At 37.3% G+C, this 12,120-nt stretch carries 12 protein-coding genes; 7 read left to right on the forward strand and 5 right to left on the reverse strand.

The window, feature by feature from the left end:
- Positions 1–72: 72 nt before the first annotated feature.
- Positions 73–705 carry a copper homeostasis protein CutC gene (locus A5819_RS11645; RefSeq protein WP_086278947.1) on the reverse strand — a complete coding sequence of 211 codons (633 nt, stop codon included), beginning with the start codon at positions 703–705 and terminating at the stop codon, positions 73–75.
- A 138-nt stretch (positions 706–843) separates the two neighbouring features.
- Here A5819_RS11645 and A5819_RS11650 point away from each other — a divergent pair, with 138 nt between their 5' ends.
- Positions 844–1,689 (forward strand): methyltransferase domain-containing protein, encoded by an 846-nt coding sequence (locus tag A5819_RS11650; RefSeq protein WP_086278948.1) that lies wholly within the window; start codon positions 844–846, stop codon positions 1,687–1,689.
- Between the two features lie 240 nt (positions 1,690–1,929).
- Positions 1,930–2,436 (forward strand): tRNA (uridine(34)/cytosine(34)/5-carboxymethylaminomethyluridine(34)-2'-O)-methyltransferase TrmL, encoded by a 507-nt coding sequence (trmL, locus tag A5819_RS11655; protein WP_086278949.1) that lies wholly within the window; start codon positions 1,930–1,932, stop codon positions 2,434–2,436.
- 70 nt (positions 2,437–2,506) lie between these two features.
- Here trmL and A5819_RS11660 read toward each other — a convergent pair whose 3' ends face one another.
- A complete protein-coding gene (locus A5819_RS11660) occupies positions 2,507–2,887 on the reverse strand; it encodes a VOC family protein (protein ID WP_086278950.1) in 381 nt (126 codons plus the stop codon).
- A gap of 217 nt (positions 2,888–3,104) precedes the next feature.
- On the opposite strand from A5819_RS11660, the gene A5819_RS11665 reads away from it, so the two are divergent.
- The 3 genes from A5819_RS11665 to A5819_RS11675 all read left to right on the forward strand — a co-directional run bounded on the left by A5819_RS11665 (position 3,105) and on the right by A5819_RS11675 (position 7,768).
- The gene (locus tag A5819_RS11665; protein ID WP_086279682.1) at positions 3,105–3,734 is read left to right on the forward strand and encodes a histidine phosphatase family protein; all 630 of its coding nucleotides are present in this window, start codon (positions 3,105–3,107) and stop codon (positions 3,732–3,734) included.
- 32 nt (positions 3,735–3,766) lie between these two features.
- Positions 3,767–6,358, forward strand: a complete 2,592-nt coding sequence (locus A5819_RS11670; protein WP_086278951.1) for an ATP-dependent RecD-like DNA helicase — start codon at positions 3,767–3,769, stop codon at positions 6,356–6,358.
- Between the two features lie 294 nt (positions 6,359–6,652).
- On the forward strand, positions 6,653–7,768 hold the full coding sequence (locus A5819_RS11675) for a PLP-dependent transferase (RefSeq protein WP_086278952.1): 1,116 nt from the start codon (positions 6,653–6,655) through the stop codon (positions 7,766–7,768).
- A gap of 50 nt (positions 7,769–7,818) precedes the next feature.
- On the opposite strand, the gene A5819_RS11680 is transcribed toward A5819_RS11675, so the two are convergent.
- Positions 7,819–8,778: a diacylglycerol kinase family protein gene (locus A5819_RS11680; RefSeq protein WP_086278953.1), complete on the reverse strand. Its 960-nt coding sequence runs from the start codon at positions 8,776–8,778 to the stop codon at positions 7,819–7,821.
- Between the two features lie 232 nt (positions 8,779–9,010).
- Between A5819_RS11680 and A5819_RS11685 the strand changes: the two genes are divergently transcribed.
- A complete protein-coding gene (locus A5819_RS11685; RefSeq protein WP_086278954.1) occupies positions 9,011–9,517 on the forward strand; it encodes a QueT transporter family protein in 507 nt (168 codons plus the stop codon).
- Positions 9,518–9,676: 159 nt separating this feature from the next.
- Entirely contained in the window at positions 9,677–10,882 is a 1,206-nt protein-coding gene (locus tag A5819_RS11690) for an aminoacyltransferase (RefSeq protein ID WP_086278955.1), read from the forward strand.
- 32 nt (positions 10,883–10,914) lie between these two features.
- Here A5819_RS11690 and A5819_RS11695 read toward each other — a convergent pair whose 3' ends face one another.
- Together A5819_RS11695 and coaC are read right to left on the reverse strand one after the other, a co-directional pair.
- Positions 10,915–11,559 carry an ECF transporter S component gene (locus A5819_RS11695; RefSeq protein ID WP_086278956.1) on the reverse strand — a complete coding sequence of 215 codons (645 nt, stop codon included), beginning with the start codon at positions 11,557–11,559 and terminating at the stop codon, positions 10,915–10,917.
- Positions 11,560–11,575: 16 nt separating this feature from the next.
- The gene (coaC, locus tag A5819_RS11700; RefSeq protein WP_086278957.1) at positions 11,576–12,118 is read right to left on the reverse strand and encodes a phosphopantothenoylcysteine decarboxylase; all 543 of its coding nucleotides are present in this window, start codon (positions 12,116–12,118) and stop codon (positions 11,576–11,578) included.
- Between the last annotated feature and the right edge of the window lie 2 nt (positions 12,119–12,120).

Below are 12,120 nucleotides of genomic sequence, written 5' to 3' on the forward strand. Positions count from 1 at the left end.
GAGCTGATGTTGCACAGTACCTACTTGGTTCTCGGGATTAAACGCTTCTGTCCCAGCCTCTTGGTTTCATAATTAACCTACAATTTTTGTTCCATGAACTTCGCTGACTTTTAGCGCAGCTACTACAGTTTCAATGTTCTTATCAGAGATGCCGCCGCCAGGTAAAATAATGATTCGATCCTGAGCATAGTCAATTAACTCCTTCAGGTGGTCTAAATTGTCTTCGATTGCTGTGCCAGAAGGTCCACCGTGCGTTAAAATGCGATGCACATCGTGTTCAGCAAGCCAGTCAATAGCTTTAAATTGATTTTCTTTACTTAGCACATCAAAAGCCATATGGAAAGTGATCTGAAGACCTTCCGCAGTCTCAATCAGTAACTCTAATGCTTCTTCATCTAGCCAGCTATCTGCTGTTAGACATCCTAAAACAACGCCGTCTGTCCCAATTTTTTTCGCTTCGATCAGGTCTGTGTGCATGATTTTAAGTTCAATATCATTGTAAACGAAGTCGCCACCACGAGGTCTGATAATTGTCATGACTGGAATCGATTTTTCTCCAGCGTATGAAACGACTTCTTCGATCACACCAGTACTGGGTGTTGTACCGCCCACAGCCAGATTATCGCATAATTCGATTCTTCCAGCTCCGTTTCTGATAGCAGTTGGAATATTTGTGAAATTTTCAGCGCAAAATTCTTTGATCATTCGATCCACTCCTCATTTTTTCTTCACAGGCATTGTACCATAATTCTTGCGGTTGCCAAAGTCTAGTTCTCGTTGTAAGATAAATAGCGATAGTTTATCAGCAAGTTTCAGAATTTATAATGAATAGGAAGTAGCATTATGTTAAAAAAGATTGATTTTGCTCGTAATTTTTTAGAAACACATCAAGAACAGTTTCTTTGTCCAGTTTGCAAACAGGCATTTCAATTGCAAGAATATAGTTTGATTTGTGCACAAAATCATCTATTTGATTTATCAAAGAAGGGAACGCTCTATTTTCTTTCTCACAGTATTCAGACGGAATATAATAAAAAAATGCTACTTCACAGAGGTCGTTTGATTCAAAGTGGCATGTATCAGCCTTTGTTGGAAAAAATCATTGCTGCAATGGATTTAACTGGATCAACCTTAGATGTTGGCTGTGGTGAAGGAAGCTTTTTAGCTGAATTGTCTCAATTAGGATTAGCAGGTTCAAAATATGGCTTTGATATTTCAAAAGAGGGAATTTACTTAGCTAGTAATCAGCCGATCGAGGCTTTTTGGTCAGTGGCAGATCTGACCAATCTACCATTTGCAAACCAATCAATGAATACCATTTTGAATATTTTTTCTCCCTCTCATTATCAAGAATTTCAGCGTGTTTTGAAACAAGGTGGAACTGTGATCAAAGTGATTCCAGAAGCTGATTATTTGAAAGAGTTAAGAGCAGCATTTTACCCAGAAGATAAAACAAAGCAAACCTATTCAAATGAAAAAGTTTTAGCCAAGTTTTCTAAAGAAATGGCTGTTTTGAGCGATGAACGCGTGACCTTCACGTATGCTATTCCGAAAGAGTATCGTTTAGATTTATTGGAAATGTCTCCGCTTGAATGGGGAGTGGCTGATCAAGTAAAAGAAGCGCTTCAAGAAAATCCATTATCTGAAATTACAATTGACGTTCGGATGTTAAAAGGAAAGTTTAGATAACGCTTACATTCAGTTAATTTGCTAAAAGGTATTGCAAAGCTCTGGTAATGGTGTTATATTACATACAAGTTGTTTTTTCGTTGGTTTTTATCAGGTTCCTGTTCTGATAAAAGTTAGTGAAAAGAGCTTCACTAACGTAGCGACTCGCAGTGATTGACACCGAGGCGATACGTTTTTTTTATGTTGATTTTAATAAATAAAATAGATAATGCGTCATATAATTGAAAGGAAACTGTAATCATGACAAATCATATCGTTCTATTTGAACCACAAATACCAGCAAATACAGGCAATATTGCCCGAACTTGTGCAGCAACAAATTCTCCACTACATCTCATCGAGCCGTTAGGTTTTTCAACAGATGACAAACACCTGAAAAGGGCTGGTTTGGATTATTGGAATGACGTTAATATTATGTACCATAAAGATTTAGCAACCTTTTTAGACTATTTGGAGGATCGACCATTGCATTTGATCACAAAGTTTGCAAATCAAACGTATAGCGAAATGGATTATACGGATGGAAAAGATCATTATTTTATGTTTGGAAAGGAAACAACAGGACTACCAGAAGAATTTATGCGGGAAAATGAAGAAAAATGTTTACGGATACCAATGAATGATGAGCATGTCCGTTCATTGAATTTGTCAAATACAGTGGCTTTAGTGGTCTATGAAGCATTACGCCAACAGGATTTTCCAGCTTTAGAATTGAAGCATCATTATGAAAATGATAAATTAGATTAAGAGCTTAAAAAACTGTTCCTTTGATTGCAAAGAGAACAGTTTTTTTGCTATCAAAGAGTAAGTGAATGCTCTATTCATGTAATTCTAGAGGCAGACCATCTGGATCAAAGAAAAAAGTCATTTTTTCTCCTGTAAATGTATCTGTCCGGATTACTTCACATTCGATTCCTTTAGTATTTAAAAAGGCAATAACTTCTTCAATGTCTTCGACTTTAAAAGCGAGATGACGCAACCCTAAAGCTTCAGGATAAGATGGCCGTTTAGGCGCATTAGGTGTTATAAAAATCTCTAATTCCTGTTGCCCTAATTTTAAATCCAATTTAGTATCATTTTTATCTGTTCTTTGATTTTCACGGATAATCTCAAAACCTAGTTTTTCAACATAGAATTCTTTTGTCTTATGATAATCAGAACAATTAATGGCAATGTGATGGATGTGGTTAAAAAACAAATCAGGTTCCTCCTAGATCTAAATACTAGTAAAGTTAGTGAGTTAAAACTACTTAGTCTAATTTACTTTTTTTTAGGCAGATAATCAAGTAGTCTGTTTAGAGAAACATTTTGGTTAAATGGAATTTTCACAGTGAAAATGATACACTAGATAAGATAACTTAGCGATAAATGGGAAGCAACGAATGAATAAATCAGAATTAAGGGAGCAAAAGCAAATGAAATTATATTTTACTCGTCACGGAAAAACAGAATGGAATCAAGAGCTTAGATTTCAGGGAATGAGCGGTGATTCACCACTGCTTCCAACGAGTTATGATGAAATAAAGCAATTGGGTCAAACGATTAAAGATGTGCCTTTTGAAAAAATATTTTCAAGTACCTCAATGCGTGCGAGAAAAACCGCTGAAGGCATCAATCAGGAACTTGAACGACCAGTAAAAATCGTTTACACAGATGAGCTGAAAGAACTAGGTTTAGGAAAATTAGAAGGACAATCGATTGCTGAAATGAGAAAAACATACGAAAAAGAATTAGAGCATATGCGCTATCGATTAGACCGTTACAATCCAGAGGTCTTTCAAGGAGAACCCATCGAACAGGCAATTTCCCGTATTGCAACAGTAGTTGAAGCGGCGGTAGAATCAGGTGATGGACCTTATCTTTTTGTAGGGCATGGGGCATCGCTAACAGCTGCAATCCAGGCGCTTACTGGCAAAGACTTGGTTGATTTACGTAGCATGGGTGGTCTTAAAAACAATAGTTTGTCAATTCTAGAAACAACAGAAGCTGAGGCTGATTCAGCTTACACGTTAAAATTATGGAATGACGATTCTTTTTTACAATAAAAAATTATGTTTGATGGAACGAGGTGAAAATGATGGAAACATTGTTTGGTGATGAGGAAAAAGAGTATGTGGTAGGGCAAGTTCAAGCAATCTTTTTTCAGAACCCTAGCAATTTTTATAAAGTTTTATTAGTAAAAATCACGGATACGAATACAGATTATTTAGAAAAAGAAATCGTAACAACGGGCAGCTTCGGTCAAATACAAGAAGAAGAGATTTACCGTTTTTTTGGTCATTTCGTCGATCACCCTCGTTATGGTAAACAATTTCAAGTCGATAGCTACCAGCAAGAACGACCAACTTCTGCAAGTGGTGTGGTAAATTATCTTTCAAGTGAAAAATTTCCAGGAATCGGAAAACGAACAGCTGAGAAAATCGTGGAAATCTTAGGGGAAGATGCAATTGACCGAATCATTGCTACACCTGATGTATTAGCAGAAGTTCCTCAATTAAATGAAAAAAAACAGCAAACAATTATTGAAACGATCCGCTTGAATCACGGAATGGAACAAGTGATTGTTGGCCTAAATCGTTATGGTTTTGGTAGTCAGCTTTCCTTTGCGATTTATCAAACATACAAAGAAGAGACCTTAGATATTATTCATGAAAACCCCTATCAATTAGTAGAGGACATTGAGGGTATTGGCTTTAAACGAGCAGATAATATTGCGGAACAACTTGGCATTGGAGCAGATTCTGATAAACGAGTCAAAGCTGCGATCACACATGAGATTTTTCAACATTCTGTTCGGTCAGGAAATACCTATGTGGAAGCGGAAATACTCCTTCGTGAAACGATCAATACCTTGGAAGCCAGTCGTCCTGTTGAAATATCCTTAGATCAAGTAGCAGAACAAATCATTCATTTGGTGGAGGAAGGTAAAATCCAGCAAGAAGGCACTAAACTGTTTGAAAACAGCTTATATTTTTCTGAGTGGGGAATTGGGACCTCGATCCAGCGTTTACTTTCGCGAAAAAAAGAAATTAAATACGATAAAAAAGAGATTGAAAAAAATATACGAGGTGTGGAAAAACGTTTAGGTATTCTATATGGCGATTCTCAACAAGCAGCAATCGAAGAAGCGATCAAGTCGCCATTATTTATCTTAACTGGCGGACCAGGAACGGGGAAAACTACTGTTATCAATGGGATTGTTTCAGTTTTTGCTGAACTAAACGGCCTTTCTCTCGATGTAAAAGATTACTCTCAGGAAATGTTTCCAATTTTGCTAGCGGCTCCAACTGGTCGTGCAGCCAAACGAATGAATGAAACAACAGGCTTGCCTGCCAGTACGATCCATCGTTTATTAGGGTTAACTGGAAGGGAAAAAAATCCCAGTATGACAGCCAAAGAACTAGAGGGTGGTCTCTTGATCGTCGATGAAATGTCGATGGTTGATACTTGGTTAGCAAATACCTTGTTTAAAGCTATTCCAACTAATATGCAAGTGATTTTCGTTGGAGATAAGGATCAATTACCTTCTGTTGGTCCGGGACAAATATTGCACGATTTGATGCAAATCAACGAAATTCCCCAAAAAGAGTTAACCGAAATCTATCGACAAGGGGATGGGTCAAGCATTATTCCATTGGCGCACGAAATCAAGCAAGGCAAATTACCTCAGAATTTTACTGTAAATCAAAAAGACCGTTCATTTTTCCCTAGTGATGTCCATCATATTGAGACCTATGTTCGTCAAATCGTGACCAAAGCAAAGGCGAAAGGTTTTTCACCGCAAGATATTCAATTATTGGCTCCGATGTATCGTGGAGCTGCTGGGATCGATGCACTGAATAAAATGATGCAAGAAATTTTCAATCCAAATGATGGTACAAAAAAAGAAGTAAAGTGGAATGAGTCGGTTTACCGTATTGGAGATAAGGTCCTACATTTGGTCAATACGCCGGAATTGAATGTTTTTAATGGCGATATGGGAGAAATTGTCGGGATCATTTTAGCTAAGGAATCAGAAGATAAAGTCGATGAATTGGTGATTCAATTTGATAACAATGAAGTTAGCTATAAGCGTAATGAGTGGAATAAAATCACACTTTCATACTGTTGTTCGATTCATAAAGCCCAAGGTAGTGAATTTAAAATGGTTATTTTGCCAATGGTTCACCAGTATCATCGGATGCTACAACGAAACTTGCTTTATACGGCAGTAACTCGAAGTAAAGATATTCTAATTTTACTGGGAGAAGTTCAAGCGTTTAATACTTGTGTTGCTCATGAATCTGCGAGTCGCTTAACAATGTTGAAAGAACGGATTACTAGTGCTGATGATATGTCACTGACTACTAGAATGCAGCTGGAAGCCTATGAAGAAGGCTTAAATAAAGAGGCACCATTTTCTGAAACAGTGGGAGCAGAAAAGTCGATCGTTTATGAGGCAGCCAATGAGAATAAAGTAGCGGTAATCGAAGAAACAACAGAGCCGATCATTACACCTGCCAAACCTAAAATAGAAGAAATTTCATTATTTAATGAACCGGTACAGGAAAGTGCGGAGCAAGTCAACGAAGTCTTAGATCGATTACTAACGCCAGACCTAGTAAAAACGCAGACAATTGATCCAATGATCGGCATGGGGCAAACAACACCTTATGATTTTATGAAATAATCGCTAAACTGGAAGGAACGGATCGCCGTTATTCCAGTTTTTTTCTTGCTTTAAGCGAAGACTGGTGTATATAATGAAATGCAAAGGCTGGGACAGAAGTGTTTAAAATCGAGAACCAAGTAGGTACTGTGCAACATTAGCTCGTACCTCGCTGTGTTTTACAGCAATAAGAAGGGGTTGCTTCTATATCTACGGTTCTCGTTTCACTCCGATCCTCGAAGCGTGGAGGACCGTTTGCTCTCGCCGTTTATTCACATGAAGGTAGTTTAATTTTGGTAGAAATGAGGGAAGTTAATGGAACAGCAAGAACAATCGGGACAAATTCAAACCGACACATTTTTGGCACAAATCGGTAATCATCAAAACCCAGTAACTGGATCGATCAATACGCCTATTTATTTTTCAACAACGTATGAACATCCAACACTAGGAGAGTCGACGGGCTATGATTACACAAGAACTAAAAATCCAACTAGAGAAGTTGTAGAATCCGCTTTAGCTGTATTAGAAAATGGTGCAGTTGGTTTAGCAACAAGTTCTGGCATGAGTGCGATTCAATTAGTCTTCAGTCAGTTTCCTGTAGGCAGTCAAATCGTAGCATCAAGAGATTTATATGGTGGTAGTTACCGCTATTTTAAAGAATTAGAGTATCAAGGGGTATATCAATTTATTTATGTTGATGATGAAGCAGGCTTTGAAAAAGCCATTACAGACGAAACAGCAGCAGTATTCATTGAAACCCCGACCAATCCTTTGATGACTGAAGTTTCACTAGAAAAAATTGCGTTTTTTACTAAGCAACATCAAGCGCAATTGATCGTGGATAATACCTTTTACACACCATTGATCCAGCGCCCCTTGGACTTAGGAGCGGATATTGTGTTGCATAGCGCAACTAAATATTTAGGTGGGCATAATGATTTATTAGCAGGTGCTGTGATTGCACGCTCTCAAGAAGTTGGCGAAAAACTAGCATATAGTTTGAATACAACAGGAGCTGTCCTGTCGCCTTTTGATAGTTGGTTGTTGATCAGAGGGCTCAAGACGTTAGCTTTGCGTATGGAAAGACATGAAAAAAACGCGCAGGCGGTGGTAGCCTATCTAAAATCGAGTCCCTATGTTAACGAAGTGATGTATCCAGGACGTGGCGGTATGCTGAGTTTTAAAATCAAAAATCAAGAAATAATCAAAGAATTTCTACGGAATTTAACGATTTTTACCTATGCAGAAAGTTTAGGTGGTGTTGAAAGTTTGATCACCTATCCCACAACACAAACCCATGGGGACATTCCAAAAGAATTAAGAGAATCATATGGTCTAACACCAGATTTATTAAGAATATCTACTGGAATTGAAGCAAGTGAAGATTTGATCGCTGACTTGAAGCAGGCCTTTGAATCATTAGCATAAAAAATAAGGTTGAAAAAACAGCGAATGTTTTTTCAACCTTATTTTTATGCTTAAAACCAAAATAATCTAGTTTCTGTTCCAAAAGAAATATCAGCACTTCTTTTTCCTAGAATTTCTCCATCTGCGTGAATATATTGTGGAACGGTAGAAACGATTCTAAATTTACTGGATTGAAAATGATGAAAGTATTTCGATTTCATATGTTTTTTTTGAATCAATAAACTAATCAGCCAAAAAATTTTAAACATATTCACTCGTTCCACTAAAACAAAATCCAGAACAGGTTTACGTGGATCAGCAACTGGAGCAATCGGTACCCCGCCACCAAAATAAGGATGCTTTGTCAACGTACATAAAAAAGCCCGGTCAAATTCATGATTCTTTCCATTTACTTCAACAAGAATTGGAAAGCCTTTTTGCGTGAATAATACCTTTAGAATAGAAAAAATATAAGATAATGACCCCATGTTGAATTTATTTAGTGCATTTTTTGATGCAGAAGTATTGGCTGCATTGACGATCGCAGCATCTAGACCAATCCCGATATTATTGACCGCAAGTCCAGTTTCTTCTTGAATCGATTCATTATAAGTAATCACTTGGATTTCTTGTGGTATTTCCGTTTTGAGCAGTTGAAAGAAAGCTTTTTCGGCTTGTCTATTGATTCCAACACCACGGGCAAAATCATTTCCTGAACCGCATGGAATATAACCAATCGGAATCTTAGGGTCAAAAGGTTGTAAGGCGTTAAGAACACTATGCAAGGTACCATCTCCGCCAAGAACAACTAAAAGTGGGAAAGTATCGATCTCTAAATCAGCGCTCCATGGAATCAGAGTATCTTGTGCTATATTTTGGACAATCTCAATTTCATGTCCAGCATGATCTGTATAAAAAGTCGTATAATCAATAGTAGCCGTTTGTAATTGTTTAATGATTTTATCTGCAGCTTTACGCCCAGTAGAGCTGCCGGCATTCTCATTGATGACGAGATAAAAATGTTTCTTCATTTGTTTCCTCCTTGTACAAAGTCTTATTATAACAGACATGTGAAAAATTAAGAATAATGGATGCTTAAAAACGATAAATAAACCTGCACAAAAATGAATTTGTTTAGACTTTTTATTGTGAAACCACTAATAATGCGATATAATGCCTACGTATCAATTTTTGAGGAAACTGATTCTCAACAAGGTTCATCAACCATCCCTTGTAAAAAAACTCGGAGAAAGTGGGGAAACTATGCAAAAAACTGTTACAACAAACAGTAAAGTAAAAGCAATCACCATGAATGGTATTGTGATGGCGTTATATCTTGGCTTAACGATTTTAGTTGCACCTGTTTCGTCAGGACCTGTCCAATTTAGAATTTCTGAAAGTTTGAATCACTTAGTTGTTTTCAATCGGAAATTGATGTGGGGTGTTTTAGGTGGTGTTGTGGTCTATAATTTTTTCTTTGGCTTTGGTGCAATTGATGCATTATATGGCGGACTACAATCCTTTATTTCGTTAGGACTGACAGCATTATTACACAAAAGAGTACCGAATGTTATTGCACGCTTAGCGCTAAATACGGTATTCTTCACTGCGACAATGTGTATTATTGCCTTTATGCTAGCACCAAATGGCGGTGCAGCTTTCTGGGGGAACTACGCAACACTTGCTCTTAGTGAATTTGCAACTATGGCAGTTGCGGCACCTGTGATGTACTGGATCAATAAATCCGTTCATTTTGAAAAACGACTTTGATCAATAGAAAATAATAAGAGGTGCTTTCTAGACTAAAAAATAGTCTAGAAAACACCTCTTATTATTTTTTAACCAATTTCATGAAAAACTTTACTGTTCCTGTACAATAAATTATGATATGGTAATACAGAAGCTAAAATGTAGAGGAGTTTTTTTATAATGTTTGAATTTAAAATTGGCGTTGATGCCAAAGAACACGATAAATTTGTGAAAAACCATCCCTTATGCAATTTATTACAGTCATCTGCATGGGCAAAAGTAAAAGATAATTGGGGCTCAGAAATTGTCGGAGTTTACGAAAATGATACCCTGGTTGCCTCTAGCTTGGTATTGATCAGACCACTACCAATGAAATTTTCGATGCTTTATACACCACGTGGACCAATCATGGATTATACAAATTCAGAACTAGTTGCATTCTTTTTAAAAGAGCTAAAGCAGTTCGGTAAGCAAAAACGCGCTTTATTCGTAAAAATGGATCCAACGGTTCATTATAAAGATTTTCATCTTGGGGAAGAACAAACAATTGATCCAATGGCACAATCAGTCATTGATAATATCGTCGCAAGTGGAGCGAAACACCAAGGCTTGACGATGGCGATGGATGCGACGATCCAACCCCGTTTTCAAGCAAATATATACAAAGAAGATTTCAGCGAAGAACAACTATCAAAAAGCACAAAAAAAATGATGAAACAAGCCCTGAAAAAAGGCGTTACGGTTAAAAAGGGGCATACTGAATTAGTGGATGATTTTGCTAAAGTGATTGAATTGACGACGGAACGTCAAAATATTTCATTGAGAAATAGCGACTATTTTGAAAAACTATTAACGATCTATCCAGAGAATTCATTTATCATGTTAGCAGAAGTAAATTTAAAAGAACGTTTTGAAGAAACTAAGAAACGCTTTGATAAAAACAAAGAGGATCTAGCGAATTTAAAAGAAAATCAAGTCAAGAAACGTCATAATTTAGAAGAACTTGATTTTTCTCTAACGCGTGAAATGACAGAATTGGAAGAAAATATCGCCCATTCCGGTGATATTGCAGTGGTTGCTGGAGCCTTAGCAATCACCTTTGGGTCAACTAGTGAGATTTTGTATGCAGGGATGGACGATCGCTACAAGCGCTATATGCCTGCATATCTAACCTGGTTTGACGCAATCAGTGAATGTTTTGAACGAGGCTGTACGTCTTGCAATATGGGTGGCTTAGAAGGTAGCTTGAGTGATGGCTTGATCAAGTTTAAAGCGAACTTTAACCCAACCGTAAATGAATTTATAGGTGAATTTGATTTGCCAGTTAATGGCTTGTTATTTAAAGCGAGTGAATATGCTTATAAATTAAAAAAACAAAAAAAATAAAGATTGGGGCAGGATTAGCTGCCTCAATCTTTTTATAATTTCTGCGTAGCATTCCTTTTCACTAAACGTAATAATACTGAAGCGACCCCAACAGTCGCAACTGCTGCAACGATTGCTTCAACAACACCACTAGTAAAGATAACGGTCAAAATACCAGTATAAATGGCTGCGCCACTAACGCCGATACTTTGTGCATAAGAATCTTTAAATAGAAAATAAATCAGGTTCATTACAAGAATCGTATTAGTAGCTGATCCTAGGAAGCCTGCGATGAATAAACTGACTGGTTGAGAGCTCGGTTTATTTTTTGTTAGTTTTTTAAGACCGATAAAGACAAAATAAGGTACGATACCGATTAAAATTCTTGGGACCATCGCTACAATAATCGCTTTCCAGCTTCCTTGATCTGTTCCGATCACAGGAATAAATGGTGAGAAAATAAACGACAACGGAGATAGTACAATCGTACTGCGAATCATACTGATGATTCCGAAGACACCGCCTAAAAACGCACCAATTTTTGGACCTAAAACAATAGAAGCTATAATCACAGGAATGTGCATAGTGGTTGCATTGATAGGTCCAATTGGGATAAACCCTAAAAAAGGAACGGCGGATAACAAAATCAAGATTGCTAAAAACATAGCGGTTAAGGTAAATGTTTTTGTATTTTTCATAAATGACTCCTCAAAATTATTTCGCTAAAACTTCATTGATCGTCGCAACAATCTCCTCAACGGTTGCCAGAGCGCCACGCCCAAAATCACCACAAGCTAATAATGCTTCACGGGGATCAATTTCATGATACCCAACTTCTTTCAGTATCGTCAAATTCCGTTGTGTGATTGGGTTTTGGTACATATACGTATTCATCGCAGGGGCGATAAACTTCGGAACTTCTTCTTTTAAAGCTAAGGCAACAGTTGAAAGCATGTCATCCGCAATTCCGTTTGCCAATTTGGCTAGAATATTAGCAGAAGCTGGAGCGACTAAAAAAAGATCTGCTTTTTTTGCTAATTCAATATGATTGATCTTATCTGGTGCAATTTCTTCCATAACATCGGTATGGACCGGATTTTTAGATAGTGATTGCAACGTCAATGGTGTGATGAATTTGGTACTATTCGTTGTCATAATGACGTCAACGTTATACCCTAATTTCGTGAGTTGACTAGTTATATCTGCAGCTTTATAAGCAGAGATACTGCCGGAAATTCCTAACAGTATGTTTTTCATCA

Origin of the sequence: Enterococcus sp. 7E2_DIV0204, assembly GCF_002140855.1 — a bacterium.
GTDB classification, from domain to species: domain Bacteria; phylum Bacillota; class Bacilli; order Lactobacillales; family Enterococcaceae; genus Enterococcus_L; species Enterococcus_L lemimoniae.